General features: G+C 66.4%; 27 protein-coding genes and 1 pseudogene. 15 read left to right on the top strand and 13 right to left on the bottom strand.

The annotated features are described in order from the left end of the window. Positions 1-40 precede the first annotated feature (40 nt). Complete coding sequence (locus K2O50_RS19565) at positions 41-208, bottom strand: DUF2897 family protein (protein ID WP_082337674.1); 168 nt, start codon at positions 206-208, stop codon at positions 41-43. 182 nt (positions 209-390) lie between these two features. Here K2O50_RS19565 and pyrF point away from each other — a divergent pair, with 182 nt between their 5' ends. Then, positions 391-1092, top strand: a complete 702-nt coding sequence (pyrF, locus tag K2O50_RS19560; protein WP_046856603.1) for an orotidine-5'-phosphate decarboxylase — start codon at positions 391-393, stop codon at positions 1090-1092. Positions 1093-1192: 100 nt separating this feature from the next. Here the strand turns inward: pyrF and K2O50_RS19555 are convergent, their stop codons facing one another. After that, on the bottom strand, positions 1193-2194 hold the full coding sequence (locus K2O50_RS19555) for an NADP-dependent oxidoreductase (protein WP_050704626.1): 1002 nt from the start codon (positions 2192-2194) through the stop codon (positions 1193-1195). A gap of 175 nt (positions 2195-2369) precedes the next feature. Between K2O50_RS19555 and K2O50_RS19550 the strand changes: the two genes are divergently transcribed. Then, entirely contained in the window at positions 2370-3131 is a 762-nt protein-coding gene (locus K2O50_RS19550) for an SDR family oxidoreductase (RefSeq protein WP_050704627.1), read from the top strand. Between the two features lie 15 nt (positions 3132-3146). Here K2O50_RS19550 and K2O50_RS19545 read toward each other — a convergent pair whose 3' ends face one another. Continuing rightward, complete coding sequence (locus K2O50_RS19545) at positions 3147-4322, bottom strand: MFS transporter (RefSeq protein WP_220689931.1); 1176 nt, start codon at positions 4320-4322, stop codon at positions 3147-3149. Between the two features lie 123 nt (positions 4323-4445). On the opposite strand from K2O50_RS19545, the gene K2O50_RS19540 reads away from it, so the two are divergent. The 3 genes and pseudogenes from K2O50_RS19540 (at position 4446) to K2O50_RS26955 (ending at position 7898) form a co-directional block, all read left to right on the top strand. Further along, the gene (locus tag K2O50_RS19540; RefSeq protein WP_050704629.1) at positions 4446-5843 is read left to right on the top strand and encodes a PLP-dependent aminotransferase family protein; all 1398 of its coding nucleotides are present in this window, start codon (positions 4446-4448) and stop codon (positions 5841-5843) included. Positions 5844-5864: 21 nt separating this feature from the next. Continuing rightward, positions 5865-6992: pseudogene (locus K2O50_RS26960) on the top strand (methyl-accepting chemotaxis protein); the annotation flags it as partial. 33 nt (positions 6993-7025) lie between these two features. After that, positions 7026-7898 (top strand): methyl-accepting chemotaxis protein, encoded by an 873-nt coding sequence (locus K2O50_RS26955; RefSeq protein WP_409077832.1) that lies wholly within the window; start codon positions 7026-7028, stop codon positions 7896-7898. 141 nt (positions 7899-8039) lie between these two features. Here the strand turns inward: K2O50_RS26955 and K2O50_RS19530 are convergent, their stop codons facing one another. Beyond that, positions 8040-9230: a benzoate/H(+) symporter BenE family transporter gene (locus K2O50_RS19530; RefSeq protein WP_050704631.1), complete on the bottom strand. Its 1191-nt coding sequence runs from the start codon at positions 9228-9230 to the stop codon at positions 8040-8042. A 146-nt stretch (positions 9231-9376) separates the two neighbouring features. Here K2O50_RS19530 and K2O50_RS19525 point away from each other — a divergent pair, with 146 nt between their 5' ends. Then, positions 9377-9979: a glutathione S-transferase family protein gene (locus tag K2O50_RS19525; RefSeq protein ID WP_050704632.1), complete on the top strand. Its 603-nt coding sequence runs from the start codon at positions 9377-9379 to the stop codon at positions 9977-9979. Between the two features lie 155 nt (positions 9980-10134). Here K2O50_RS19525 and K2O50_RS19520 read toward each other — a convergent pair whose 3' ends face one another. The 5 genes from K2O50_RS19520 to K2O50_RS19500 form a co-directional block, all read right to left on the bottom strand. Further along, the gene (locus K2O50_RS19520; RefSeq protein WP_050704633.1) at positions 10135-10506 is read right to left on the bottom strand and encodes a glutathione S-transferase N-terminal domain-containing protein; all 372 of its coding nucleotides are present in this window, start codon (positions 10504-10506) and stop codon (positions 10135-10137) included. A 58-nt stretch (positions 10507-10564) separates the two neighbouring features. Beyond that, positions 10565-11110 (bottom strand): GTP cyclohydrolase I FolE, encoded by a 546-nt coding sequence (gene folE, locus K2O50_RS19515; protein WP_050704634.1) that lies wholly within the window; start codon positions 11108-11110, stop codon positions 10565-10567. 69 nt (positions 11111-11179) lie between these two features. Beyond that, positions 11180-11740, bottom strand: coding sequence for a Smr/MutS family protein (locus tag K2O50_RS19510; protein WP_050704635.1), 561 nt, complete (start codon positions 11738-11740; stop codon positions 11180-11182). 207 nt (positions 11741-11947) lie between these two features. Beyond that, complete coding sequence (locus tag K2O50_RS19505) at positions 11948-12268, bottom strand: hypothetical protein (RefSeq protein WP_050704636.1); 321 nt, start codon at positions 12266-12268, stop codon at positions 11948-11950. Positions 12269-12356: 88 nt separating this feature from the next. After that, on the bottom strand, positions 12357-12947 hold the full coding sequence (locus K2O50_RS19500; RefSeq protein WP_050704637.1) for a cysteine hydrolase family protein: 591 nt from the start codon (positions 12945-12947) through the stop codon (positions 12357-12359). A 179-nt stretch (positions 12948-13126) separates the two neighbouring features. Here K2O50_RS19500 and prmB point away from each other — a divergent pair, with 179 nt between their 5' ends. Continuing rightward, on the top strand, positions 13127-14035 hold the full coding sequence (prmB, locus tag K2O50_RS19495; protein WP_028691769.1) for a 50S ribosomal protein L3 N(5)-glutamine methyltransferase: 909 nt from the start codon (positions 13127-13129) through the stop codon (positions 14033-14035). Positions 14036-14176: 141 nt separating this feature from the next. Here the strand turns inward: prmB and K2O50_RS19490 are convergent, their stop codons facing one another. Together K2O50_RS19490 and K2O50_RS19485 are read right to left on the bottom strand one after the other, a co-directional pair. Further along, entirely contained in the window at positions 14177-14959 is a 783-nt protein-coding gene (locus tag K2O50_RS19490) for a hypothetical protein (RefSeq protein WP_050704638.1), read from the bottom strand. Positions 14960-15110: 151 nt separating this feature from the next. Further along, on the bottom strand, positions 15111-16070 hold the full coding sequence (locus K2O50_RS19485) for an alpha/beta hydrolase (RefSeq protein ID WP_050704639.1): 960 nt from the start codon (positions 16068-16070) through the stop codon (positions 15111-15113). Positions 16071-16346: 276 nt separating this feature from the next. Here K2O50_RS19485 and aroC point away from each other — a divergent pair, with 276 nt between their 5' ends. The 3 genes from aroC to K2O50_RS19470 all read left to right on the top strand — a co-directional run bounded on the left by aroC (position 16347) and on the right by K2O50_RS19470 (position 19254). Further along, the gene (gene aroC, locus K2O50_RS19480; RefSeq protein ID WP_050704640.1) at positions 16347-17438 is read left to right on the top strand and encodes a chorismate synthase; all 1092 of its coding nucleotides are present in this window, start codon (positions 16347-16349) and stop codon (positions 17436-17438) included. 125 nt (positions 17439-17563) lie between these two features. Further along, positions 17564-18718, top strand: coding sequence for an MFS transporter (locus tag K2O50_RS19475; RefSeq protein ID WP_050704641.1), 1155 nt, complete (start codon positions 17564-17566; stop codon positions 18716-18718). Then, positions 18718-19254, top strand: a complete 537-nt coding sequence (locus tag K2O50_RS19470; RefSeq protein WP_050704642.1) for an oxidase — start codon at positions 18718-18720, stop codon at positions 19252-19254. The genes K2O50_RS19475 and K2O50_RS19470 overlap by 1 nt, the downstream gene beginning before the upstream one ends. 80 nt (positions 19255-19334) lie before the next feature. On the opposite strand, the gene K2O50_RS19465 is transcribed toward K2O50_RS19470, so the two are convergent. Further along, positions 19335-19607, bottom strand: coding sequence for a DUF3509 domain-containing protein (locus tag K2O50_RS19465; protein WP_028691763.1), 273 nt, complete (start codon positions 19605-19607; stop codon positions 19335-19337). 268 nt (positions 19608-19875) lie between these two features. Here K2O50_RS19465 and K2O50_RS19460 point away from each other — a divergent pair, with 268 nt between their 5' ends. Together K2O50_RS19460 and K2O50_RS19455 are read left to right on the top strand one after the other, a co-directional pair. Then, on the top strand, positions 19876-20397 hold the full coding sequence (locus K2O50_RS19460; RefSeq protein WP_050704643.1) for an ankyrin repeat domain-containing protein: 522 nt from the start codon (positions 19876-19878) through the stop codon (positions 20395-20397). A 60-nt stretch (positions 20398-20457) separates the two neighbouring features. Beyond that, positions 20458-20988 (top strand): hypothetical protein, encoded by a 531-nt coding sequence (locus tag K2O50_RS19455; protein ID WP_050704644.1) that lies wholly within the window; start codon positions 20458-20460, stop codon positions 20986-20988. A 114-nt stretch (positions 20989-21102) separates the two neighbouring features. Here K2O50_RS19455 and K2O50_RS19450 read toward each other — a convergent pair whose 3' ends face one another. Then, complete coding sequence (locus tag K2O50_RS19450; protein ID WP_050704645.1) at positions 21103-22041, bottom strand: ZIP family metal transporter; 939 nt, start codon at positions 22039-22041, stop codon at positions 21103-21105. 126 nt (positions 22042-22167) lie between these two features. Between K2O50_RS19450 and K2O50_RS19445 the strand changes: the two genes are divergently transcribed. The 3 genes from K2O50_RS19445 (at position 22168) to K2O50_RS19435 (ending at position 25181) form a co-directional block, all read left to right on the top strand. Then, positions 22168-22359: a PLDc N-terminal domain-containing protein gene (locus K2O50_RS19445; protein ID WP_023629733.1), complete on the top strand. Its 192-nt coding sequence runs from the start codon at positions 22168-22170 to the stop codon at positions 22357-22359. A 365-nt stretch (positions 22360-22724) separates the two neighbouring features. Beyond that, positions 22725-24800, top strand: a complete 2076-nt coding sequence (locus K2O50_RS19440) for an LTA synthase family protein (RefSeq protein ID WP_050704646.1) — start codon at positions 22725-22727, stop codon at positions 24798-24800. A 144-nt stretch (positions 24801-24944) separates the two neighbouring features. Continuing rightward, positions 24945-25181 carry a hypothetical protein gene (locus K2O50_RS19435; protein WP_028691758.1) on the top strand — a complete coding sequence of 79 codons (237 nt, stop codon included), beginning with the start codon at positions 24945-24947 and terminating at the stop codon, positions 25179-25181. Positions 25182-25312 lie beyond the last annotated feature (131 nt).

The raw sequence follows: 25312 nt of genomic DNA, 5'->3' as shown, positions 1-25312 counted from the left end.
CGATCAAGCGTCGGCCGGATTTTACAGGTTGTCATCGTTATCAACGATCTGCCGCGTCCTTTGCATCGGCCTCAGCATTGCGCTCATGCACTTTCTTGAGTTGCTCCTCCGTCAACGGCAACTTCTTCGCCGTATCCCGTAGCAGCATCAACCCGCCGACAATCGACCCGAGAGCAACAAGCAGTATCAACCAGGCATACCAAGGCATCGAGATTCTCCTGAAAGCGTACAGGGCACCGCTTACATGGCATTCGAGCCATTGCCGCAGCCGTTGGTTCAATTATAGGAGCCGCCCCCGCCCGGGCCAAATCTCATGACCCACGGCCCCCAAACCCCGCGTCACTTCGTTTACAATGCGCGCCGTTTACGACTTGCCAAGAGACCCTGCCCATGTCCGCCTGCCAGACGCCCCTGATCGTCGCCCTGGATTTCCCCACCCGTGACGCCGCCCTGAAGCTGGCCGACCAGCTCGACCCCGCCCTGTGCCGGGTCAAGGTGGGCAAGGAACTGTTCACCAGCAGCGCTTCAGGTATCGTTGAAACCCTTTGCAGCAAGGGCTTCGAAGTGTTCCTCGACCTCAAGTTCCACGACATCCCCAACACCACCGCCATGGCGGTCAAGGCCGCAGCCGAGATGGGTGTGTGGATGGTCAACGTGCACTGCTCCGGTGGCCTGCGCATGATGTCGGCCTGCCGTGAAGAGCTGGCCAAGCGCAGCGGCCCGCAGCCGCTGCTGATCGGCGTGACCGTGCTGACCAGCATGGAGCGCGAGGACCTGGCCGGCATCGGCCTGGATGTCGATCCGCAGGAGCAGGTGCTGCGCCTGGCGGCGCTGGCGCAAAAAGCCGGCATGGACGGCCTGGTGTGCTCGGCGCTGGAAGCGCCGGCACTGAAGGCGGCGCACCCGTCGCTGCAGCTGGTGACCCCGGGTATTCGCCCGGCGGGCAGCGCCCAGGATGACCAGCGCCGGATCCTGACTCCGCGCCAGGCGCTGGACGCCGGTTCCGACTACCTGGTGATCGGGCGTCCGATCAGCCAGGCGGCAGATCCGGCCCAGGCGCTGGCTGCCGTGGTGGCTGAAATCCGCGGTTGAATCAGGGACTGTGGGAGCGGGCTTGCCCCGCGATGGCATCAGCCCAGGCAATCGCCATCGCGGGGCAAGCCCGCTCCCACAAAGCGCCTGGCTGCTGATCTCAGACCTTCAACACCAGCTTGCCGAAGTTCTCCCCGCTGAACAGCTTGAGCAGCGTCTCGGGGAAGGTCTCCAGGCCCTCCACCACATCCTCCTTGCTCTTCACCTTGCCGCTGGCCAGCCAGCCGGCCATTTCCTGCGCGGCCTTGCCGTACTCCTTGACGTAGTCCATCACCACGAAGCCTTCCATGCGCGCACGGTTGACCAGCAGCGACAGATAGTTGGCCGGGCCCTTGACCGCCTCCTTGTTGTTGTACTGGCTGATGGCGCCGCAGATCACCACCCGGGCCTTGAAGTTCAGGCGCGATAGCACGGCATCGAGGATGTCGCCGCCGACGTTGTCGAAGTACACATCCACGCCATTGGGGCATTCACGCTTGAGACCGGCCAGCACGTCCTCGGCCTTGTAGTCGATGACCCCGTCGAAGCCCAGCTCATCCAGCAGGTACTGGCACTTCTGCGCGCCACCGGCGATGCCCACCACGCGGCAGCCCTTGAGCTTGGCGATCTGCCCGGCAATGCTGCCGACCGCGCCGGCGGCACCCGAGATCACCACGGTTTCGCCGGCCTTGGGCTGGCCGACATCGAGCAGGGCGAAGTAGGCGGTCATGCCGGTCATGCCCAGTGCCGACAGGTAGCGGGGCAGGGGCGCCAGGCGTGGATCGATCCGATGCAGGCCCTGGGGTTCGCCGGTGAAGTAGTCCTGCACGCCAAGGGCACCGCTGACATGGTCGCCGGGCTTGTAGTCCGGGTGATTGGAGCTGACCACCTCGCCGACGCCGAGGGCGCGCATGACCTGGCCCAGGCCCACGGGAGGGATATACGACTTGCCTTCGTTCATCCAGCCGCGCATGGCCGGGTCCAGCGACAGGTAGAGGTTTTTCACCAGCACCTGGCCTTCGCCCGGCTCGCTGGCGGGCACCTGCTCGTAGGTGAAGTCGTCACGACGCACGGCGCCGACCGGGCGGCGGGTCAGCAGGAAGCGGCGGTTGGTGTGGGGCATGGCGAGTTCTCCTGAACGAGTGTGAGGGGTGATGATCGGCGGGTTGAATGGGCCGCGTCACGCAAGATCACCGCGAACGATAGTAGTCCAACCGTGCCCTTGATGATGCTGCCCAGCCCGGCGGTGCCCTGACTAGACTCAGCCACGACTTCCCATCCTTTTGCAGGAGCCAGTGATGAGCATGACTTTCTCCGGCCAGGTTGCCCTGGTCACCGGTGGCGCGGCGGGTATCGGCCGGGCGACGGCCCAGGCATTCGCCGCCGAAGGGCTCAAGGTGGTGGTGGCCGACCGTGACGCGACCGGCGGTGAAGCCACCGTGGCGCTGATTCGCCAGGCTGGCGGCGAGGCGCTGTTCGTCGCCTGCGATGTCACCCGCGACGACGACGTGCGTCAGCTGCATGAGCAGGTCATCACGGCCTATGGCCGGCTCGACTATGCCTTCAACAACGCCGGTATCGAGATCGAGAAGGGGCGCCTGGCGGAGGGTAGCGAGGCGGAGTTCGACGCGATCATGGGGGTCAACGTCAAGGGTGTGTGGCTGTGCATGAAGTACCAACTGCCCCTGCTGTTGGCCCAGGGCGGCGGCGCCATCGTCAACACCGCCTCGGTAGCCGGCCTGTCGGCGGCGCCAAAGATGAGCATCTATGCGGCGTCCAAGCATGCGGTGATCGGCCTGACCAAGTCGGCGGCCATCGAGTATGCGAAGAAGGGCATCCGGGTCAACGCGGTGTGCCCGGCGGTGATCGACACCGACATGTTCCGCCGCGCCTACGAGGCCGATCCGCGCAAGGCCGAGTTCGCCGCGGCGATGCATCCGGTCGGGCGCATCGGCAAGGTCGAGGAGATCGCCAGTGCGGTGCTGTACCTGTGCAGCGATGGCGCAGCGTTCACGACGGGGCACAGCCTGACCGTCGATGGCGGCGCGTTGGCGATTTGAGCAGTATTTTTGGCATCAGCGCGGTCCCTGTGGGAGCGGGTTCACCCGCGAAGAGGCCCGCGAGGTTTTCCACAGGCCCAATGCCACGGCGGCACAGCCCACCAGCAGGACGCCGCCGAACACTTCCAGCGCCGTGCGCGAGCCAAGCCGATCACTGAGCAGCCCGGTAAAGATCACCGGCAGGCTGAACCCCAGGTAGGCGAGCAGGAAGAACCCGGCACTGGCCCGGGTCTTCTCGCTCCCGGCCAACTGATTCACCGCCGCCAAGCCGCCCAGGTAGATGAAGCCATAGCAGGCGCTGCTCGCTGCCACTGCGCCCAACAGCACACCCAGTAGATTGCCGCTGTCGGCCCCCCAGGCCAGCAGCGCGTAGCTGCACGGCAGGATCAGCAGCCCCAGCAAGGTCGCCCGGGCACTGGCCATGCGCCGGGCCAGTGGCTGGAACAGCAGGCCGCAGCTGATCACGCAGAAGGTCGAAAACCCCGACCAGGCGCTCAGCCCGTGCTGGCGCAGAATCCCAGGCAGCAGGGCGATCACCAGCCCGACACAAGCCCAGGCCAGCAGGATCGCCAGGCCATAGGCCAGGCTGCCGGCGGGGTAGCAGGGCAGGCGCAGCATGGCGCTGCGCTGCGCCGGGCGAGGGTCGGGCAGGCGCCAGACCAGCAGCAGGGCGACGGCGGCCAGCGCCAGCTGCAGGTGGAAGCTGCCGGGGGTGAGGGTCGGCCCGCTCAGCAGGAACAGGCTGGTCAGTGCCGCGCCCAGGCCGAAACCGAGCGACGTGCTGGCGGTGACCCAGGTGGCGGCGCGGCCACCGGCATCCGGCGCCATCAGTTCGCTCATGTAGGCGGTGGCGGTGGCCGAGGCAAGGCCTGTGCCCAGCCCCAGGAACAGGCGCGCCAGGCCCAGCATCTGCAGGCTCGGCGCCAGCAGCATGAGCAGCGTGGCGACCATCGACAGGGCTAGCGCGACCAGGATCAGCGGGCGCCGACCTACCCGATCGGCCAGGCCTCCGAGGGCCAGCAGCACCGGCAGCACGCCGAGCACATAGCCGGAGAAGGCCACGGCGGTCGCCGCCGCGCCTTGCCCGGACAGGTCGGCGTAGGTGATGTACAGCGGGGCCTGCAGGTTCACCGCCAGGGTGATCAGGCACAGGGCGAAAGCCAGCAGGGCAGGGGCATTACGAGTGGGCATCGGGACGGATCCGCAAGGCAGTGACAGTGACTGGCAGCATCGGCCTTGGCAGCGGTGCTCGCCAAGGCACACTCGCGGGGCATTTATGCTTAACTGTTTGCCTGAAAACAGCGAACACTTGCCATGCATTTTCATCTTGATCGCGATCTTCCCATCCCCTTGGTCCAGCAACTGACCGAGCACCTGCAGGCCTGGATCGAACAGCAGCGCCTGCGTCCCGGTGCACGCCTGCCGTCGATCCGCGCGCTGGCCAAGGCCCAGGCGGTAAGCGCCTCCTGCGTGATCGAGGCCTACGACCGCCTGGCGGCCAACGGCTGGCTGGAGGCGCGACATGGCGCGGGCTTCTTCGTCGCCGAGCGCAAGCCGGGCCTACGGCCCGACCCCGGCGAGCCCTGGGGCGAGGCGATCGACGGCAGTTGGCGGCAGTTTCGCGAAGGGCATGAACAATTGCTCAAGCTCGGCTGCGGCTGGCTGCCGGTGGCCTGGCGCGCCGAAGCCGAGCTGGCCCAGGCCATCCGCCAGGTCAGCCGCGGCGCGCCCGAGGCGCTGTTCGACTACTGCCCGCCCCAGGGCCTGGCCAGCCTGCGCCTGCAACTGCACAAGGGGCTGGCGCGACTGGACATCGCCGCCGAGCCGGAGCGGATCGTCACCACCCAGGGCGCCAGCCATGCCCTCGACCTGCTGGTGCGGACCTTGCTGAAACCGGGCGACACGGTGCTGGTGGAGCGCCCCGGCTACTACAACCTGTACAACTTGTTGCGCCTGCACGGTGTGCGCATGCTCGAGGTGCCGCGCACCGCCATTGGCCCGGACCTGGTAGTGCTCGAGCAGTTGCTGGCCGAGCACCAGCCCCGTTGCCTGTTCATCAACAGCCTGTACCAGAACCCGACTGGCACCTGCCTGACGCCGAAGGTCGCCTACCGCCTGCTGGAGCTGGCCCGCGAGCATGACCTGCGAATCGTCGAGGACGATCTCTACGCGGACTTCCAGGACGGACCGGCCACGCGCCTGGCGACCCTCGACAGCGAGCAGCGGGTGATCTATCTGGGCAGCTTCTCCAAGACCCTCAGCAGTTCGTTGCGGGTCGGCTACCTGGTGGCCGACCCGCCGTTGATCGCCCGCCTGGCCGAACTGAAGATGGTGGCTGGCATCGGCACCTCGCGCTTCGCCGAGCAGGTGGTCGGGCAGATGCTCGCCAATGGCGGCTACCGCAAGAGTGTGCAGCGCCTGCGGCTGCGCCTGGGGCAGCACCGGGCCAGGACGCTGGGGCAATTGGAGGCCTGCGGCTGGGAGGTGTTCTGCGAGCCGGTCGGCGGCATGTTCGTCTGGGCCCGGGTGCCCGGGCGCGACTTTGCCGAGCTGGAGCGGTTGGCGCTGGAGCATGCGGTGCTGCTTACCCCGGGCAGCGCCTTCGATCCTCAGGGGCGGGCCAGTGACTGGCAGCGCATCAATGTCGCCTATGGGCAGGATTCCCGGGCCCAGGCGTTCTTCCGGCATGCGGGGCGACCTTTGGCGGTCTGAAAGCGACACGCTCATAGCTAAATGACACCATTCGCGCACGCGGCCCTTGTGACGAGGTCGGCGCCATTGTCACTCTTGTCGCTGGCGGAGGGCCAAAAAGCGAGGAGGGCGGTGATGACGGCGACCAAGCACGGTGTATTGGCTAACCTGGGCATGGCGCGCAAGCTGGGCCTGGGTTTTGCCCTGGTGTTGCTGCTCACCCTGGTGGTGGCCGCCATCGGTGTGTACGCCCTGGCCAACGTCGGCCAGCGCTTCGAGGGGTTGCGGCAGATGGCTCAGTTCAATACCGACCTGTTGAAGCTGCGCCAGCACGAGCAGGCCTTCGCCCTGCGTTCGGACGTCAAGGAGGCCGATGCCCTGCGTACTGGCCTGCAGGGGCTGGTGGAGCGGGCCCGCGCGGTGCCGGCGCTGTCTTGGGCCGAGGCCGACCTTAACGCCTACGGGCAGGCTTTCGACCAGTTCGTCCAGGCGGTGCAGGCCAAGGAGCTGGCGCTGGACATGGCCAGTTGGTCGGTGTCGAGCGTGGCCAACAACCTCGATGTGCTGCAGGCCGGCCTGACCGATGACGGCACCTATACCCTCAAGCAGTCCCAGGGCCAGCAAGGCAGCGAGTTCCTCGAGCAGGCCGGGCAGGTGGCGCAGGTGTCGCGGCTGATGCTGCAGGCGATGGACGAGGCCCGGGTGCGCCTGGAGCAGAGCCGCAAGGGCGGCGAGGCCGTTGCCGAGGGACGCATCGCCCAGACAGTGGAGGCGGCCGGCCTGGTGGAGCAGCTCAAGTCGGCGGTGACCGACGCCGGCTACCAGAGCGTGCTGGGCGAAGTGGCCGGGCATATCGCCAGTTTCTCCGAGAAGCTCAACGAATACACCGACCTGCTGGGCCAGGAGCGGGGGATCAAGGACCAGCTGCAGGCCCGGGCCGAGCAAGTCACCACGCGGGTCGACCAGGCCTACGTCGTCCAGGAGCAAGCCATGCAGGCGGAGCTTGCGCGCAACACCGTGGCCATCGCCGTGGCCACGGCCCTGGCACTGCTGGTGGGCGTGCTGGCGGCCTGGTTGATCACCCATGCCGTGGTCGCGCCGCTCAAGCGGGTGATCAGCCGTGCCCGGCGTATTGCCGCGGGTGAACTGGGTATCGAGGCCGAGCCGCCGCGTGCCGACGAGGTCGGTCAGCTGCTGCAGGCCATGCAGCAGATGGCCGAGGGGCTGTCCGGTATCGTCAGTGGCCTGCAACAGGGCATCGATCAGCTGGCCGGCAGCGCCCAGGCCTTGTCGGCAGTCACCGAGCAGACCAACCGCGAAGTCGGTAGCCAGAAGGACGAGACCGAGCAGGTGGCCACCGCCATGCAGCAGATGACCGCGACGGTTCACGATGTGGCGCGCAACGCCGAGCAGGCGGCCCTGGCGGCCCAGGATGCCGATGACAAGGTCGAGTCGGGGCAGCAGGTGGTGCGCCAGAGCATGCAGCGCATCGAGCAGCTGGCGGTGGCGGCCGAGACCGCCAGCAGCGGCATCGACAGCCTCAGCGCCGAGATCCATACCATCGGTGACGTGCTCGAGGTGATCAAGAGCGTGGCCGAACAGACCAACCTGCTGGCGCTCAACGCGGCGATCGAGGCGGCCCGCGCCGGCGAGCAGGGCCGTGGCTTCGCCGTGGTGGCCGACGAGGTGCGCGCCCTGGCCCGGCGCACCCGGCAGTCCACCGAGGAGATCGAGCGCCTGGTCGCCAGCCTGCGCGGCAACGCCCAGCAGTCGGTGACGCAGATTCGCGGCAGCACCGAGCTGGTGCGCCTTGCGGTGGCCGACACGCTGCAGACCGAGAGCGCCCTGGGCAGCATCGCTGCGGCAGTGTCGTTGATCCAGCAGATGAATCAGCAGATCGCCGCGGCGGCCGAGCAGCAGAGCTCGGTGGCCGAGGAGATCAGCCGCAGCGTCACGCAGATTCGCGGCAGTGCCGACCAGGCGGCGCTGGCGATGCAGGACAATGCCCGCTCAAGCGTCGAGTTGGCGCAGCTGGGGATCGACCTCAAGAGCATGGTTGGCCATTTCAGGCTGTGAAGGACCCTGTAGGAGCGGCCTTGTGTCGCGAAAGGGCTGCGCAGCAGCCCCAGGATCTGAGCGTCGAGCAGAGATTGCCGGGGCCGCTTTGCGGCCCTTTCGCGACACGAGGCCGCTCCTACAGTGGATCTGGGTTGGGCCTCAGCCCCTGCGCGGACTGAGGATCAGCAAGGTCAGCACCCCCGCCACGATCCCCCAGAACGCCGAGCCGATCGAGAACAGGGTGAACCCCGACGCCGTGACCATGAAGGTGATCAGCGCCGCCTCGCGTTCGCGCGCTTCGCCCATGGCCACGCTCAGGCCGTTCATGATCGAGCCGAACAGCGCCAGGGCGGCGATCGACAGCACCAGCTCCTTGGGCAGGGCGCCGAACAGCGCCGCCAGGGTCGCGCCGAAGGTGCCGGCGATACCGTAGAAGATCCCGCACCAGACCGCCGCCGTGTAGCGCTTGGCCGGGTCTTCATGGGCATGCGGCCCGGTGCAGATCGCCGCGCTGATCGCCGCCAGGTTGATGCCGTGGGAGCCGAACGGCGCCAGCAGCAGCGAGGCGAACCCGGTGGCCGAGATCAGCGGCGAGGCCGGCACCTGGTAGCCGTCGGCGCGCAGCACGGCAACGCCGGGCATGTTCTGTGAAGTCATGGCCACCACGAACAGCGGGATGCCGATGCTGATGGTCGCCGCCAGCGAGAAGCTCGGCGTGGTCCACACCGGGGTGGCGATCTCCAGCTGGAAGCCGCTGAAGTCCAGCAGCCCCAGGGCGCCGGACAGCGCCGTACCGACCAGCAGCGCAGCCAGCACGCAGTAGCGCGGTGACAGGCGCTTGACCAGCAGGTAGCTGAAGAACATCCCCAGTACCAGCACCGTGCGGTGCTGGGCGGCGACAAAGATTTCGCTGCCGATCTTGAACAGGATGCCGGCCAGCAGGGCCGAGGCGAGCGAGGCGGGGATGCGCCGCACCAGGCGCTCGAAGCTGCCGGTCAGGCCGCATATCAGCACCAGCACGGCGCAGGTGATATAGGCACCGATGGCCTCGCCGTAGGTGACGCCGCCGAGGCTGGTGATCAGCAGCGCCGCGCCGGGTGTCGACCAGGCCACGGTGACCGGGGTACGGTAGCGCAGCGACAGGCCGATGCTGCACACCGCCATGCCGATCGACAGGGCCCAGATCCACGACGAGATCTGCGCGCTGGTCAGGCCGGCGGCCTGGCCGGCCTGGAACATCAGCACCAGCGAGCTGGTATAGCCGGTGAGCATGGCGATGAAGCCGGCGACGACTGCCGACGGGGAGCTGTCCGCCAGCGGCCGCAGGCGCGCGGAGGTGGCATCGGTCATGGGGGAATTCCTTGTACAGGTGTAAGCAGTTTTTTCAGGCTACCGTGCAATGGCGTGATCCTTGCCATACAGCAGGCATTGCATTTAGCCGTACAGTCGCCAACTATGGGGTATTACTGCGCAACTGCGTAAAAAGGGGAGGGGCGATGTACAAGGTGTATGGGGATTACCAGTCGGGCAACTGCTACAAGGTCAAGCTGATGCTGAGCCTGCTCGACCGTCCGTATGAGTGGCACCCGGTGGATATTCTCAAGGGCGAGACCGAAACGCCCGAGTTCCTGGCCATGAACCCCAACGGCAAGGTGCCGGTGCTCAAGCTCGAGGACGGCACCTGCCTGTGGGAGTCCAACGCGATTCTCAACTACCTGGCCGATGGCAGCGAGTTCCTGCCCAGCGAACCACGCCTGCGTACTCAGGTGCTGCAGTGGCAGTTCTTCGAGCAGTACAGCCACGAGCCGTACATCGCGGTGGCGCGCTTCATCCAGTTCTACCTGGGCTTGCCGCAGGACCGGCTGGAGGAATACAAGGGGCTGCACAAGGGCGGCTACAAGGCGCTCAAGGTGATGAACAAACAGCTGGAAATGACGCCCTACCTGGTCGGTGAGCAATATTCGATTGCCGATGTGGCGTTGTATGCCTATACCCATGTGGCGCATCAGGGCGGCTTTGACCTGACTGAATATCCGGCGGTGAAAGCCTGGCTGGCGCGGGTGGCCAGCCATCCACGGCATGTGCCGATGGTGGATTGACTCGCTGCTGCCCCACCCCTGTAGGAGCGGCCTTGTGCCGCGAAAGGGCCGCAAAGCGGCCCCGGCGGCCCATGCGTCAACGCGAAGATCCTGGGGCTGCTTTGCAACCCTTTCGCGGCACAAGGCCGCTCCTACAGTGTGGGGCGTACGTGCTGTCAGACCGCCGCGAAGCGCTTGTCCAGATAGGCAATGATGTCCTTGGACTCATACATCCAGCTCACCTTGCCGTCCTCCTCGATCCGCAGGCACGGCACCTTCACCCGGCCGCCGCCTTCGAGTAGCGCCTGGCGGTGCTGGGCATCGTTCTTGGCATCGCGCAGTGCCACCGGCACGTTCAGGCGGTGCAGGGTACGACGGGTCTTCACGCAGAACGGGCAGGCGTGGAACTGGTACAGCGCCAGGCCCTTGGCCTGTTGCTCGACCTGGGCCTGGGCCGCGGCATCGCGCTGCTTTTTCGCCGGGCGGCTGATCCAGTCGCCGAACACGATTAGCTGGCCGACGCCGACCCGCAGGGCTTTGACGATCATGGGCAACTCCTGAAATGAAAAAGCCGACCCCATGGGGTCGGCTCGGGACACAGGCCGATCACTTGATCAGGCTGAGGAACTCGCTGCGGGTGGCGGCGTTGTCGCGGAATTCGCCGAGCATCACCGAGGTGAGCATGGTCGAGTTCTGCTTTTCGACACCGCGCATCATCATGCACATGTGCTTGGCCTCGATGACCACCGCCACGCCCGCGGCGCCGGTCACCTGCTGCACGGCCTCGGCGATCTGGCGGCTGAGGTTTTCCTGGATCTGCAGGCGACGGGCGTACATGTCGACGATTCGCGCCACCTTGGACAGGCCCAGCACCTTGCCCTTGGGCAGGTAGGCCACATGGGCCTTGCCGATGAACGGCAGCATGTGGTGTTCGCACATCGAGTACAGCTCGATATCCCGGACCAGCACCATTTCGCTGTTGTCGGAGGTGAACAACGCGCCGTTGGTCACTTCTTCCAGGGTTTGCTCATAACCGCGGCAAAGGTACTTCATGGCCTTTGCGGCCCGCTTGGGCGTGTCGAGCAGGCCCTCGCGGGAGACGTCCTCGCCGATCTGGCTGAGGATCGCGGTGTAGTTCTGTTCCAGGGACATGGATCTACCTGTGGAAAATTTCGCAAAGACGAAGGGTACGGCGACGACGGCGGCGCTGCAAGCGCGATGTCACTCGTCGCGGCCTTCGAGCATGGTTCGCTTGAGCATCACGTACACCGCGCCGGTGCCGCCGTGGCGGGCCTGGCACGAGGCGAAGCCGAGCACCTGCGGGTGCTGGCGCAGCCAGGTGTTGACGTGGCTCTTGATCATCGGGCGCTTGCCGTCCAGGCGCGCGGCCTTGCCGTGGGTGACGCGCACGCAGCGTACTTCGAGCTTGGTCGCTTCGGCGATGAAGGCCCACAGTGTCTCGCGGGCCTTCTCGACGCTCATGCCGTGCAGGTCGAGGCTGCCCTCGAAGGCGATCTGGCCGAGCTTGAGCTTGCGGATCTGGGTTTCCTGGACGCCGTCACGGCGCCACATCAGTTCGTCCTCGGCGCCGACGTCGATGACGAACTGGTCGGACAGGCCGTCGATCACCAGCGGCTGGTCGCTGCGGACGGTCGCCGCCTGGCGCAGGCCGGCCAGCTGCTTGCGGTCGGCCTTGGGTTTGCCGACTTCGGCGCGGTCGTGCTTGATCGGCTTGACGCCCTGCACTTGGCTGCGGAAGAGGGAAAAGTCGTCGTCTTGCATGGTGCCTCCACGTGGGCGGCGTAGTTTACGCGACTGTGCGTCGGAGTGAAGCCCTGAGCTGTGTGCGGTTTGTGTAGGAGCGGCCTCGTGCCGCGAAAGGGCCGCAACGCGGCCCCGGCGATCTATGCATCGAAGCGCAAATCCTGGGGCTGCTTTGCACCCCTTTCGCGGTACAAGGCCGCCCCTACACGGGGACGTGTAAGTCTGTCAGTCGTGCTTCTTCATCAGGTGGGGCGACAGGTTCAACTCCCGGCCACGGCGCAGGCGGATGCGGCTGCGTCGCCAGACGCGCACGCCGATCCACAGCAGCAACAACCCGACCACGACGAGAATCGCCGCCAGCGGGCGGTTGGCATTGAGCTCGGCCAGCGCGGCGTAATTGCCCAGCAGGCCAGCGAAACCGGCCATGGCGAGCAGTATGCCCAGGGTGGCCAGCAGCACGGAAAGGGCGGCGGCAACCCGCGCGCCCCAGTTGCTCGGCTCGCGCTGGCGCAGGCGCTTGGCATCGAAACTGCCTTTGAGCTTCATTCGAATTCCTCAGGATCTGGTAGAGCTGATCCGGATTTCGACCTGCGGGTCACCGTGGGGTTCCGCCCGTCCGCCGGGCGGTCGTGGCTCAGACCAGGCTGGCGGTGGGGGCGACGCAGGCGAAGTTGTCGGCCATCACGGCCATTTCGCACTGGTGGATCTGCGCGGCGGGGATCACGGTGTCCTTCAGGGCCAGGTCACGGGTCGCCGAGGCGTCCTCCACCAAGGTGCAGCGATAACCATAGTCCTTGGCGCGGCGCACGGTGGTGCTGACGCTGGAGTGGCTCATGAAACCGCAGACGATCAGGTCCAGCGGGCCGAAGGCCTGCAGCGTCTCGTGCAGCTTGGTGTTCTTGAAGGCGTTGGGCATGCGCTTGTCGATGATGGTTTCACCGGCCAGTGGCTCCAGGCCAGGGATGAACTCGCCCGCCGGGCCCTGGGGGTCGAAGCGACCGCCGACGGTGCCGAGGTGGCGCACGTGGATGATCGGGCGGCCGGCCTTGCGGGCGGCATCGAGCAACCTGGCAATGTTCGCCACGGCCTCGTCCATGCCCGACAGCGCCAGCGGACCGCTCAGGTACTCCTTCTGCGCGTCGATGACGATCAGGCTGGCTTGGCCCAGCTTGGCCGGCGGGTAGTCGCGGCCAGTGAGGCGGAACATCGTGGTTGGAACGGACATCAAGGGCTCCTTGGGTAGGGCTTTTGTATACCTATTCTCCCTTGCCTTGACGTCAATGTGAATGGTTGACAGCGCAGACAGCGTGGTTGCTGGCTTGTGGCTATCGGTTTGGCTATCGGAGGAAACAAATGTGCGGTGTGGGCTGTTAGACTTTTGTCCTGTCTGAAAAGGAGTACCCCGTGATCACATCCCGCCTGCGCACCCTGCGCGACCATATCCGCTGGGCGGTCAGCCGCTTCCATGAACACGAGCTGTTCTTCGGCCACGGTGCCGACAACGCCTGGGACGAAGCCCGCCTGCTGGTGCTCGGCGCGGTGCACCTGCCCTGGGAGGTGGCCGACAGCTACCTGGACTGCGCGCTGGAGGATGACGAAACGGTACGCCTGCAGCACCTGCTCAAGCGCCGCATCGAAGAGCGCGTGCCTACCGCCTACCTGCTGGGCGAGGCCTGGTTCTGCGGCATGTCGTTCATCGTCGACGAGCGGGTGCTGGTGCCGCGCTCGCCCATTGGCGAGCTGATCGAGAAACGCTTCGAGCCGTGGCTGGCCGCGGAGCCTGCGCGCATCCTCGACCTGTGCACCGGCTCAGGCTGCATCGGCATCGTCGCCGCCGAGGTGTTCCAGGACGCCGAGGTGGTGCTGGCCGACCTGTCCTTCGACGCGCTGGAGGTGGCCAACCAGAACATCGAGCGCCATGGCCTGGATGAGCGGGTGTACACCGTGCAGGGCGATGGTTTCGCTGGCCTGCCGGGGCAGCGCTTCGACCTGATCCTGTCCAACCCGCCGTACGTCGATGCCGAGGACTTCGGCGACATGCCGGCCGAGTACCACCACGAGCCCGAGCTGGGCCTGGCCTGCGGCAACGATGGCCTGGACCTGGTGCGGCGCATGCTGGCCGAGGCGGCCGACCACTTGACCGACAAGGGCCTGATGATCGTCGAGGTGGGCAACAGCCAGGTGCACGTCGAGTCGCTCTATCCCGAGGTGGACTTCGCCTGGCTGGAATTCGAGCGCGGTGGCCACGGGGTATTCATGCTGACCGCCGAGCAGTGCCGGCAGCATCAGGAGCTGTTCAAGGCGCGGGTCTGACGGATTCACGCCGCGCCCCTGTAGGAGCGGCCTCGTGCCGCGAAAGGGCCGCAAAGCGGCCCCAGTGATCTTTGCATCTGGGGCTGCTGCGCAGCCCTTTCGCGGCACAAGGCCGCTCCTACAGGGATCGCGCAGGGCGGGTCAGCGGGTGGCAATCCAGATCAGCAACCCGGCCTGGAACACCGCGAACGCCACCAGGCAGGTGATGGTGAAGCGCAGGCCGCTGTCTTCGCGGCGGTACTTGGCCACCCGCTCGTCACGCTCGCGCAGCTGGGCTTCCTTCTCCATCAGGTTCTGCTCGGCCTGCTGCAGCATGCCGGCGGCCTCGAGGTTGTCCACGCGCTGCACCTTCTCGGTGTTCCAGCCGCCCTTGAGCTGGCCCACCGGGGTTTCCACCACGCGGCCTTTGAGCAACTGGCCGTCGGTGTACTCCACCGCCAGGCCGACGCTGCCCAGCACATGGTCGCGGCGCAGGCGGGTGTCTTCGTTCAGGGCGTCCTTGTTCGGCAGGCTCATGCCCTCGACCCGGTAGTGTGAGCAACGCTGCTGCAGCCACTGCACCGCCTGCGCCAGCAGGTAGCGGCCAAGGCCACGGTTCAGCGGCTCCAGCTGCAGGCCAGCCGCGTCGCCGATACGTACCGTGCGCGCTTCGTGGTCGACGCGGATATCCAGCTGGTTCTGTTCCTTGCGCACCTTCTGCCCCGGCAGGCGGATTTCCATGCGCAGCAGGCTGTGGGCCTTGTCGTGGCGCTCGGCGTAGCCGAACTGGACGAAACGCAGCGGGCGGGCGCCGCTGTTGCGGTCGGTCGGCAGCGGCGCCAGGCGCAGCAACTGGAAGTGCTCGGCGGCAAGGTCCGCCCAGGGCAGCGGGGCGCTGTCCGGGGCTTGTTCTTCGGTCGCCTCGGCGGCGGGGGCATCGGTCATCAGGGAATCCTCAGGTGCACGGCGGCCGGGTGCCGGTACCTGCAAGGACATCGCAGATGTGGGCTAGCCCGCGATCGGGGCGCGCATGCCCCCGGATCACTGCCTTCTTAGCCGCGTTATCGGCAGGCCTGGCCAATACCTGAGGGCACTTTCAGGCCTGCGGCAGCCCGTGGATGAACAGGACGATGCGCTCCCCCAGCTCACGGGCCAACGGCAGCTCGGGATTGCGGTAGCTGTCCCGCTGCAGGTCCATCTCCCGCGGGCTGATGCGCAGCATGTGGTTCATGCCGTCGATCAGCGCCAGCTGGGCGTCGGGCTTGGCGGCCTTGAGGCGCTCGGCGTCGGCCACCTCCACCTGGATATCGTTGCGGCCCTGGACGATCAGCGCGGGCACCGTGAGCCGGGCGAATGCGGCCGCCGGGTCCTGGTGCAGCAGGGTGATCAGGTACGGCTGCACGCTGGGGCGAAACACCTGGCGCAGCGGGGCGGGCACGTCGAGGCTGGTCTGCCCGGCCTGCAAACGGTCGATCAGCGCCATGCCACCGGCCAGTTGCGCCGGGGGCAGGCGCTGGGCCAGTTGTTCGCGCAGCACGTCGGCCACCGGCCGGCCGCTGCCGGCCAAGGTGATCACTGCGCTGGCGCCGGCCTGTTCGGCGGCGAGGCTGGCAATCAGCGCGCCTTCGCTGTGGCCGACCAGAATCAGCGGGCCGAAGCGCGGGTCCTGGCGTAGCGCGCGGCCCCAGGCCACCACATCGGCGACATAGCGTTCGACGCTGAGGTCGCGTTCGTCGGGAGTGGCCGGCTGGCTGGCGGCCACGCCGCGCTTGTCGAAGCGCACGCTGGCGATGTGCTCGCCGGCCAGCAGCAGGGCCAGGCGCTTGAGGTTGTCGATGCGTCCGGAGGCGGGGTTGTTGCCATCGCGGTCGGTAGGGCCGGAGCCGGCAATGATCAACACCACCGGCGGCGGGGTGGCTTGTTGCGGCAGCAGCAGGCTGCCATGCAGCACGCCCTGGCCGGTGTCCAGGTCGATGGGGCGCTGCAGCACGGTGGGGGCGGCCTGGGCGAGGCTGGCGCAGAACAGCAGGAGCAGGGCGGCGAGGCGCGACTTCATGGAGGGGTACTACATGGCTAGGTGTCATTGAGACATTGCAGGGCGATGAAGGTTCGCATGGCTCGCTTGCCGTGCCGGCCTCTTCGCGGGTAAACCCGCTCCCACAGTGAGATGGGCCGGCCTGTGGGAGCAACTGTCTTGCTCAATTTTTAGAATCTGGCGCGATCCCTGTGGGAGCGGGTTTACCCGCGAAGAGGCCGGCATGGGCAACCCATCCTGTAGCGTTTTCCGTATACTGCCGCTTTCGATCACCTCAGGCAGATTCGCGGAGCGTCCATGTCCGGCAATACCTACGGCAAGCTGTTCACTGTCACCACCGCTGGCGAGAGCCATGGCCCGGCGTTGGTCGCCATTGTCGACGGCTGCCCGCCAGGCCTGGAAATCTCCCTCGCCGACCTGCAGCACGACCTCGACCGGCGCAAGCCCGGCACCAGCCGGCATACCACCCAGCGCCAGGAGCCGGATGAAGTGGAGATCCTCTCCGGTGTGTTCGAAGGGCGTACCACCGGTTGCTCGATTGGCCTCCTGATCCGCAACACCGACCAGAAGTCCAAGGACTACTCGGCGATCAAGGACCTGTTCCGCCCGGCCCACGCCGACTACACCTACCACCACAAGTACGGCATCCGCGACTACCGCGGCGGTGGCCGCAGCTCGGCACGCGAGACCGCCATGCGCGTGGCGGCCGGCGCCATCGCCAAGAAGTACCTGGCCACCCAGGGTATTCGCGTGCGCGGCTACATGAGCCAGCTCGGCCCGATCGAGATCCCGTTCAAGACCTGGGACTCGGTCGAGCAGAACGCCTTCTTCAGCCCCGACCCGGACAAGGTGCCGGAGCTCGAGGCCTACATGGACCAGCTGCGCCGCGACCAGGACTCGGTGGGGGCGAAGATCACCGTGGTCGCCGAAGGCGTGATGCCGGGCCTGGGCGAGCCGATCTTCGATCGCCTCGACGCCGAGCTTGCCCATGCGCTGATGAGCATCAACGCGGTCAAGGGCGTGGAAATCGGCGCCGGCTTTGCCAGCGTTGCCCAGCGTGGCACCGAGCACCGTGACGAACTGACCCCCGAGGGCTTCCTCGGCAACAATGCCGGCGGCATCCTCGGCGGTATCTCCTCGGGCCAGCCGATCGTCGCCCACCTGGCGCTCAAGCCGACCTCGAGCATCACCACCCCGGGCCGCTCGATCGACGTCGACGGCAACCCGGTCGAGGTGATTACCAAGGGCCGTCACGACCCATGCGTGGGCATCCGCGCCACGCCGATCGCCGAGGCGATGATGGCCATCGCCTTGATGGACCACCTGCTGCGCCACCGGGCGCAGAATGCCGACGTGAAAGTGGGCACCCCGGTACTGGGCCAGCTCTGACTTAGCCAGGGTCGGCCTCTTCGCGGGTAAACCCGCTCCCACAGGGATCTCCAATGCTGTGAGATCCCTGTGGGAGCGGGTTTACCCGCGAAGAGGCCGGTGCAGGCTCACACAAGGCCCATCCCATGCCCCCGATCCCCTACTGGCGCCTCTCCAGCTTCTACCTCTTCTACTTCGCCCTGCTCGGCTCCACCGCGCCGTTCCTGGCCCTGTATTTTGATCACCTGGGCTTCTCCCCGGCGCGCATCGGCGAGCTGGTGGCCATCCCCATGTTGATGCGCTGCATCGCTCCCAACCTGTGGGGCTGGCTGGGCGACCGCAGCGGCCAGCGCCTGCTGATCGTGCGCCTGGGCGCGCTGTCGACACTGGCGACCTTTTCGCTGATCTTCTTCGCCAAGAGCTATGCCTGGCTGGCGATGGTCATGGCCCTGCACGCGTTCTTCTGGCATGCGGTGCTGCCGCAGTTCGAGGTGATCACCCTGGCCCACTTGCATGGCCAGACGGCGCGCTACAGCCAGGTGCGGTTATGGGGCTCGATCGGCTTCATCCTCGCGGTGGTCGGGCTTGGGCGCCTGTTCGAATGGCTGAGTCTGGACATCTACCCGGTGGCGCTGGTGGCGATCATGGCCGGGATTGTCGCCGCCAGCCTCTGGGTGCCCAACGCGCAACCCGTGGAGCAGACCGAGCGTCGCGGGGCAGGGGGCTTCCTCGCGCAGGTGCGGGCACCCGGCGTGCTGGCCTTCTATGTGTGCGTGGCCCTCATGCAGCTCAGCCACGGGCCGTACTACACCTTCCTCACCCTGCACCTGGAGCACCTGGGCTACAGCCGTGGTGCCATCGGTCTGCTGTGGGCGCTCGGAGTGGTGGCCGAGGTACTGGTGTTCATGGCCATGAGCCGGATCTTCGCCCGTTTTTCCGTGCGCAAGGTGCTTCTGGCCAGCTTTGTGCTGGCCGCCTTGCGCTGGCTGCTGCTGGGCAACCTGGCGGATCTCCCGGCAGTGCTGGTGTTCGCCCAGGTGCTGCATGCGGCCACGTTCGGCTGCTTCCACGCCGCGGCCATCGCCTTCGTCCAGGCCAGTTTCGGCGCCCGCCAGCAGGGCCAGGGCCAGGCGCTGTACGCGGCGCTCTCGGGCACCGGCGGCGCGTTGGGCGCCCTGTACTCGGGCTACAGCTGGAAATTGCTGGGCCCGCACTTCACCTTTGGTATGGCCAGCGTCGCGGCGCTCGCGGCAGCCGCTATCATTGCCTTCCGACTCAAAGACAGCAGGAACCACCCCTGATGAGCATCCTCAGCGTATTCGACCCGTCCAGCCCGGAACTGCCGCACAAGGTGCTGACCCACCACGACGACATCGCCGCGACCCTGGCCGAGCAGGGCGTGCGCTTCGGCCGCTGGCAGTCTGGTGCGCGGCTGCGCCCGGGCAGCAGCCAGGATGAGGTGGTCGCCGCGTGCCGTGGGCCGCTCGACCAGTTGATGACTGCCTATGGCAGCGGGGTGTTCGGCGTGCTCAGCCGCGATGGCGTCGACCCGAGCCAGGCTGACCTGCGCGACGAGCATGTGCATGACGGCGAGGAAGTGTTCGCGCTGATCAGCGGGCGCGGCCAGGTCAGCCTGCGCCTGGGGGATGCGGTGTACGCCGTGCTGTGTGAGAAGGATGATGTGCTGGTGGTGCCGGCCGGCACGCGCCGCTGGCTGGACCTGGGCGCCACGCCGTTCTGCCTGGCCCTGCGTCTGTTCGCCAGTGACTCGGCGGTGCAGCCGCGGTTCACCGGCGATGCCACGGCCCGGCAATTTGCCGGACTCGACGAATTCTAAAGGAATTGGCTCGCGGGGCCGCCTGTGCTCACGCTGTCCTTGGGTGAGCGCAGGCGTGCCCCGCGAAGAGGGTTGCGCGATCAGCGGTAGGTCGGCAGGGCGAAGCGCTGCTGGCTCTGCAGCATCGAGATTACCGGCAGCTCGCTTGGCTGCCCGGCCAGGTCACGGCGGATGGCGCTGATCGCCCAGGACAGTTGCTCGGCGCTGTGCAGTTGCGCGTAGGTCAGCACGCGGCGGGTCACCACGCCGTCGCTGGCGCGCAGGGTCAGCAGTACACCCCCGTCCGGACGCGGTTGAGTGGTGACCTGGTAGGCGGCGAAGACCGAGGCGAATTTTTCCTGGATGAGGTCCATATCAACTCCTGACTGTTGTACTGGCAGACTTGAGTTGATGATTGCAGTGACCGTGCCAGCCTTTTATTTGGATAAAATCCTTTTAAATCAATGAGTTAAATTTGTTTGCTCAAGGTTGTGCATTGCAATCTGCACGCCCGTGCATTTTGCACAGTGCATTTTGCACGGTCATAGACTGGCTCTCTGCAGCCGATAGAATCTGAACCTTGGACCGCTCGCCGCTGCCTGATGGACACTTGGCCCATTGCCAGATGCCAGGAGGTTCCCGATGTCCGATCACCAGCCCGCCACCATGACCGCCGAAGAAACCGCGGCCTTCGCCGACGAGGTCTTCGAGCGCGCCCGCCGCGGCGACGCGACGATGCTCGGCCGCTTGCTTGACGGTGGCCTGCCCGCCGACCTGCGCAACCACAAGGGCGACACCTTGTTGATGCTGGCCAGCTACCATGGCCACCACGACGCCGTGCGGGTGCTGCTGGCCCATGGCGCCGATCCGTTGATTGCCAATGACAACGGCCAGTTGCCGATTGCCGGCGCTGCCTTCAAGGGCGACCTGGCCATGATCCGCCTGCTGCTCGAGCACGGCGTGCCGGTGGATGCCGCCGCCGCGGACGGCCGCACCGCGCTGATGCTGGCGGCGATGTTCAACCGCCTGGAGATCATCGACTACCTGCTGGCCCAGGGGGCCGATCCGGCACGGCGTGACGCGGCCGGCGCCACCGCGCTGACGGCCGCGCGCACCATGGGCGCGGTGGATGCCGCCGCACGCCTGGAGGCGAAGGCCGGCTAACCCTTAGGGGGCGTTTGCGGCTATCCTTGGCGCCTTTCACGTCAATCCGCAGGGCCCCCCATGAAAGACCAGTTGCTCGAATTCATCAGCCTCATCGGCGCCGGCTGCATGCGCGACGAGGACATCGAGCGCATCGCCGCCGAGGCCGCCCAGGCCTACGCCGACCCCGCCGCCTTCCTCGCCGCCAACCCGGACATCAACTACGACGACACCTTCCCGTTCCCGCTGGGCGAATGGGTGGTGGTCGGCAGCCTGCCCGATACCGTGCTGTTCCAGGCCGACAGCTACCAGGACCTGTTCCAGCGGATCAGCGACTCGTTCGACAAGAGCGTGCCGTTCACCCTCAAGCCCAAGCAGCTGGCGCGCACCGAGGCGCTGACCGCGCTCAACCGCATCCAGGTGCAGATGGGCGCGCTGAACAAGGAAGCCGGTGGCTACGTGCTGCTGAACTTCAGCCAGCTGCTCGATGACGAGCTGCAGATGGTGATGGTGGGGCAGAACGACCTGGCCCGTGTGCTGGAGTTGGGCGAGGCCGTAGGCATCAAGGTGGAGCCGGCGCTGGAGGCCTTGAAGGTGGCGGTGCACGTCTGAGTCGTGTGCTGGCCTCTTCGCGGGTAAACCCGCTCCCACAGAATCTCCAATGCTGCGAGATCCCTGTGGGAGCGGGTTTACCCGCGAAGAGGCCGGTGCGGATTGTCGACGGCCTCAACCCAACGCGGTATCAAGAAACATCATCACCGCGAACCCGCCCATCAGCCCTAGCGTCGCCGCGGTCTGGTGCCCATTGCGATGGGTCTCCGGGATCACCTCGTGGGACACCACGAAGATCATCGCCCCCGCCGCCAGGCCCATGCTGATCGGATAGGCCAGGGCGAAACCGGTGGAAATGCCCAGGCCGATCACCGCGCCCAGCGGCTCCATCAGGCCCGAGCCGATCGCCACCATCATCGCCTTGAAGTTCGACAGCCCCGTGGCGCGCAGGGCCAGGGCCACGGCCAGGCCTTCGGGGATGTCCTGGATGGCGATGGCGCTGGTCAGCGGCAGGCCGATGTTCATGTCGCCGTTGGCGAAGCTTACACCGATGGCCATGCCCTCGGGCAGGTTGTGCAGGGTGATGGCCAGCACGAACAGCCACACCCGGTTGACCCGCTCGGCCTGCGGGCCACAAGGCCCGGTGCTTTCATGCTCGTGCGGGGTGAAGCGGTCCAGGCCCAGCATCAGCAGCACCCCGAGGCCCATGCCCAGGACCACGGTGAAGGCCGCCGCCGGGCCGTTGCCGGTGATTTCACGGGCGGCGTCCAGGCCCGGCAGGATCAGCGAGAACGAACTGGCGGCGAGCATCATGCCGGCGGCAAAGCCCAGCATCACGTCCTGGGTGCGGGCGTTGACGTCGCGCAGGATCACCGCCAGCACGGCGCCCAGGGCGGTGGCGCCGAAGCCCGACAACCCGCCGAGCAGGGCCAGGTGCAGGTTGTCGGCGTGGTCGCCGTTGACCGCGTTCCACAGGCTCGCCAGCAACAGCGCGGCGACGGCCAGCAGGCTCAGGGCCAGGCCGGCGCTGAGCCAGGGCGTTTCCTGGGCCTGTTGCCGCCAGGCGTTGAATAGTGAGTCGGGGGCGGCGTTTTGGGTGTGGGCAGGGGGCATGCGAACCTCGGAGCAGTGAATGACAGCAGTCTATCCACTGACCTGTGCGCCAGGCCAAGGATTCCCTTCTATCGGGGCCATAGCCAGCTATGCTCTTGAACACATTTACCGTGCGGGAGCGCCACCATGGGGTCCACCTTCAACAGCCTGGTCGGCCTGATCATCCTGGCCCTGGATATCTGGGCCATTCTCAATGTGCTCAAGAGCGGCGCGGAGGTCGGCATCAAGGTGCTGTGGATCCTGCTGATCCTGCTGCTGCCGGTGCTGGGGCTGATCATCTGGGCAATCGCCGGGCCGCGGGGCAATGTGCGGATCTGACTATGGGGACATGGCACCGGCGTTGCTTGTTGATTTAGTTGGTTTAACTGGAGCAGCGTGGGAGCGGGCTTGCCCCGCGATGCGGTGTTGGGCACCGGCTTCGCCGGTGATCGCGGGGCAAGCCCGCTCCCACGCTGGTGATGCTGGCAACCCAGTTCCCTGCGCGACAGCGCAGCCCGAAAGGTTGCGCGATCTCCTACAGGTTATGTAAGCGATAGTTGCTCTCGACAAAATTTTCACACTCGATTTTTGAAAATCCGCGCCGCACAATGCGGCCTTGGTCTCGCCTCGCGTTCGAGGGCCGACCACCAGGCTGTCGGCGACTTCGCCTTCCCGCAAACCGCAATCCTAGGACCTCTCCATTCATGGCTAACACGGACGCCTTGAAGCAACAGGGCGTGCGAGGCTCGTTCTCGCCGACCCTGAAATCCCACCTGGCCTACACATTGCTCAGTGGCCTGGTGATCATGCTGATGCTCAGCCTGGTGCGCCTGGCGCTGCTGGTCTACAACAGCGACATGATCGGCGACACGCCGAACTCGACCGTCGCCGAAGGCTTCCTCAACGGCCTGCGCTTCGACCTGCGGGTGGTGGTGTACATCAGCATCCCGTTGCTGCTGGCGTTGCTCAGCCCCTGGCTGATGGCCCGCCGCGGCTTCTTCCGCTTCTGGCTGACCATCGCCTCGAGCGTGGTGATGTTCCTCGGCCTGATGGAGATGGACTTCTACCGCGAGTTCCACCAGCGCCTGAACGGCCTGGTGTTCCAGTACATCAAGGAAGACCCCAAGACCGTCATGAGCATGCTCTGGTACGGCTTCCCGGTGGTCCGCTACCTGCTGGCCTGGCTGGTCGGCACCTGGCTGCTGAGCCTGCTGTTCAAGGGCATCGATCGCCTGACCCGTGGCGAGCAAAGCCTCCAGCCCGCCGGCAGCCGCAAGCTCGCGCCGTGGTACGGCCGCCTGGCAGTGTTCATGGTCGTGCTGCTGGTGGCCGTGGTCGCCGCCCGCGGCACCCTGCGCCAGGGCCCGCCGATGCGCTGGGGCGATGCCTTCACCACCGACTCGAACTTCGTCAACCAGCTGGGCCTGAACGGCACGCTGACCCTGATCGACGCCGCCAAGAGCCGCTTCGGCGAGGACCGCGCCAACATCTGGAAGCCGGTACTCGAGCAGCCGCTGGCCACCCAGACCGTGCGCGAGCAGCTGCTGACCGCCAACGACACCCTGGTCGATGCCGACGAGGCGGCGATCCGTCGTGACTTCGTGCCGCCTGTGGCGAACACGCTGCCGGTCAAGAACGTCGTGGTCATCCTCATGGAAAGCTTCGCCGGTCACTCGGTGGGCGCCCTGGGCAGCCCGAACAACATCACCCCGTACTTCGACAAGCTGGCCAAGGAGGGTCTGCTGTTCGACCGCTTCTTCTCCAACGGCACCCATACCCACCAGGGCATGTTCGCCACCATGGCCTGCTTCCCCAACCTGCCGGGCTTCGAGTACCTGATGCAGACCCCGGAAGGCGGCCACAAGCTGTCCGGCCTGCCGGCGCTGCTCAGTGCCCGCGACTATGACGATGTCTACGTCTACAACGGTGACTTCGCCTGGGACAACCAGTCCGGGTTCTTCGGCAACCAGGGCATGACCACCTTCATCGGCCGCAACGACTTCGTCGACCCGGTGTTCTCCGACCCGACCTGGGGCGTGTCCGACCAGGACATGTTCAACCGCGGTAACGAAGAGCTGGCCAAGCACGATGGCAAGAAGCCGATCTACGCGCTGCTGCAGACCCTCTCCAACCACACGCCGTACGCCTTGCCCAAGGACCTGCCGGTGGAGAAGGTCACCGGGCAAGGCCGCCTGGACGAGCACCTGACCGCCATGCGCTATTCCGACTGGGCGCTGGGCCAGTTCTTCGAGAAGGCCCGCAAGGAGCCGTACTTCAAGGACACCCTGTTCGTCATCGTCGGCGACCATGGCTTCGGCAACCACCAGCAGGTCACCGAGCTGGACCTGGGCCGCTTCAACGTGCCGCTGCTGCTGATCGCCCCGGGCATCCAGGAGAAGTTCGGCGCGGTCAACCACACCGTGGGTACCCAGGTCGACATCGTGCCGACCATCATGGGCCGTCTCGGTGGCCAGGCCCGTCACCAGTGCTGGGGCCGCGACCTGCTCAACCTGCCTGAGGGCGACCAGGGCGTGGGCATGATCAAACCGTCGGGCAGCGAGCAGATCGTCGGCCTGGTGCAGGGCGACCGCATCCTCATCGAGTCCAAGGACATGACCCCGCGGATGTACCGCTACCAGCTGGGCCGCGAGTTCAAGGCCGAGCTGATCGAAAGCCCGGACCAGCCGGAAATGCTCAAGAAACTCGAGGCCTATATCCAGACCGCGACCAAGAGCCTGCTGGACAACACCGCCGGTGTCGTCCACGGCACGCCGAAGTAAGGCCGCCGTCAGCCTCATGAAGCCCGCCCTGAACCGGCGGGCTTTTTTCATGCGGTTTCATGTGCATGGCTGAACATTCATCCCTGGGCCATGGTCAAGTGAGTACGCCGTTCCATTCACCGTTGCGTCAGCGAGGGTTGATCGATGAAAGCATGGGAAGTCAGCTTTGCCGACCAGAAGGGCGAGCCGCAGACGCTGCTGCTCAATGCCGAGCAATGCCCCAGCGAGGAGGATGCCGCCCGCGCGATCCGTTCGCGGCTGTTTCCGCTCATGGACGAACTGGACCTCAACGACTTCCAGGACCGCAGCTTTTCCCCCACGGCACGTTGGCTCAAGGAACAGAGCGGCGTGACCATCACCACCATTCGCGAAGCGCCCTGAATCGGGTGTCTCTGGCGTAGCGCCAACCCAGGCGCTACGCTCAAGTCAGGCGCCGGCCTTCTCTGCGGGCCGCCGCCGTTTTCATCGCGTCTTGCAATCCGCTCGTATTGTCAGGCATTCCTTGTGTGCCA

Source organism: Pseudomonas sp. 2hn (assembly GCF_019646095.1).
Lineage (GTDB): Bacteria > Pseudomonadota > Gammaproteobacteria > Pseudomonadales > Pseudomonadaceae > Aquipseudomonas > Aquipseudomonas peradeniyensis.
Note: the sequence above shows the minus strand (reverse complement) of the source record. Positions and strands in the feature narration are given on the sequence as shown.

What these genes read in the sequence shown, in the direction of transcription:
- K2O50_RS19565 (WP_082337674.1), bottom strand. Translation starts at nt 208, where the DNA reads ATGCCTTGGTATGCCTGGTTGATACTGCTTGTTGCTCTCGGGTCGATT.
- pyrF (WP_046856603.1), top strand. Translation starts at nt 391, where the DNA reads ATGTCCGCCTGCCAGACGCCCCTGATCGTCGCCCTGGATTTCCCCACC.
- K2O50_RS19555 (WP_050704626.1), bottom strand. Translation starts at nt 2,194, where the DNA reads ATGCCCCACACCAACCGCCGCTTCCTGCTGACCCGCCGCCCGGTCGGC.
- K2O50_RS19550 (WP_050704627.1), top strand. Translation starts at nt 2,370, where the DNA reads ATGAGCATGACTTTCTCCGGCCAGGTTGCCCTGGTCACCGGTGGCGCG.
- K2O50_RS19545 (WP_220689931.1), bottom strand. Translation starts at nt 4,322, where the DNA reads ATGCCCACTCGTAATGCCCCTGCCCTGCTGGCTTTCGCCCTGTGCCTG.
- K2O50_RS19540 (WP_050704629.1), top strand. Translation starts at nt 4,446, where the DNA reads ATGCATTTTCATCTTGATCGCGATCTTCCCATCCCCTTGGTCCAGCAA.
- K2O50_RS26955 (WP_409077832.1), top strand. Translation starts at nt 7,026, where the DNA reads ATGCAGCAGATGGCCGAGGGGCTGTCCGGTATCGTCAGTGGCCTGCAA.
- K2O50_RS19530 (WP_050704631.1), bottom strand. Translation starts at nt 9,230, where the DNA reads ATGACCGATGCCACCTCCGCGCGCCTGCGGCCGCTGGCGGACAGCTCC.
- K2O50_RS19525 (WP_050704632.1), top strand. Translation starts at nt 9,377, where the DNA reads ATGTACAAGGTGTATGGGGATTACCAGTCGGGCAACTGCTACAAGGTC.
- K2O50_RS19520 (WP_050704633.1), bottom strand. Translation starts at nt 10,506, where the DNA reads ATGATCGTCAAAGCCCTGCGGGTCGGCGTCGGCCAGCTAATCGTGTTC.
- folE (WP_050704634.1), bottom strand. Translation starts at nt 11,110, where the DNA reads ATGTCCCTGGAACAGAACTACACCGCGATCCTCAGCCAGATCGGCGAG.
- K2O50_RS19510 (WP_050704635.1), bottom strand. Translation starts at nt 11,740, where the DNA reads ATGCAAGACGACGACTTTTCCCTCTTCCGCAGCCAAGTGCAGGGCGTC.
- K2O50_RS19505 (WP_050704636.1), bottom strand. Translation starts at nt 12,268, where the DNA reads ATGAAGCTCAAAGGCAGTTTCGATGCCAAGCGCCTGCGCCAGCGCGAG.
- K2O50_RS19500 (WP_050704637.1), bottom strand. Translation starts at nt 12,947, where the DNA reads ATGTCCGTTCCAACCACGATGTTCCGCCTCACTGGCCGCGACTACCCG.
- K2O50_RS19490 (WP_050704638.1), bottom strand. Translation starts at nt 14,959, where the DNA reads ATGACCGATGCCCCCGCCGCCGAGGCGACCGAAGAACAAGCCCCGGAC.
- K2O50_RS19485 (WP_050704639.1), bottom strand. Translation starts at nt 16,070, where the DNA reads ATGAAGTCGCGCCTCGCCGCCCTGCTCCTGCTGTTCTGCGCCAGCCTC.
- aroC (WP_050704640.1), top strand. Translation starts at nt 16,347, where the DNA reads ATGTCCGGCAATACCTACGGCAAGCTGTTCACTGTCACCACCGCTGGC.
- K2O50_RS19475 (WP_050704641.1), top strand. Translation starts at nt 17,564, where the DNA reads ATGCCCCCGATCCCCTACTGGCGCCTCTCCAGCTTCTACCTCTTCTAC.
- K2O50_RS19470 (WP_050704642.1), top strand. Translation starts at nt 18,718, where the DNA reads ATGAGCATCCTCAGCGTATTCGACCCGTCCAGCCCGGAACTGCCGCAC.
- K2O50_RS19465 (WP_028691763.1), bottom strand. Translation starts at nt 19,607, where the DNA reads ATGGACCTCATCCAGGAAAAATTCGCCTCGGTCTTCGCCGCCTACCAG.
- K2O50_RS19460 (WP_050704643.1), top strand. Translation starts at nt 19,876, where the DNA reads ATGTCCGATCACCAGCCCGCCACCATGACCGCCGAAGAAACCGCGGCC.
- K2O50_RS19455 (WP_050704644.1), top strand. Translation starts at nt 20,458, where the DNA reads ATGAAAGACCAGTTGCTCGAATTCATCAGCCTCATCGGCGCCGGCTGC.
- K2O50_RS19450 (WP_050704645.1), bottom strand. Translation starts at nt 22,041, where the DNA reads ATGCCCCCTGCCCACACCCAAAACGCCGCCCCCGACTCACTATTCAAC.
- K2O50_RS19445 (WP_023629733.1), top strand. Translation starts at nt 22,168, where the DNA reads ATGGGGTCCACCTTCAACAGCCTGGTCGGCCTGATCATCCTGGCCCTG.
- K2O50_RS19440 (WP_050704646.1), top strand. Translation starts at nt 22,725, where the DNA reads ATGGCTAACACGGACGCCTTGAAGCAACAGGGCGTGCGAGGCTCGTTC.
- K2O50_RS19435 (WP_028691758.1), top strand. Translation starts at nt 24,945, where the DNA reads ATGAAAGCATGGGAAGTCAGCTTTGCCGACCAGAAGGGCGAGCCGCAG.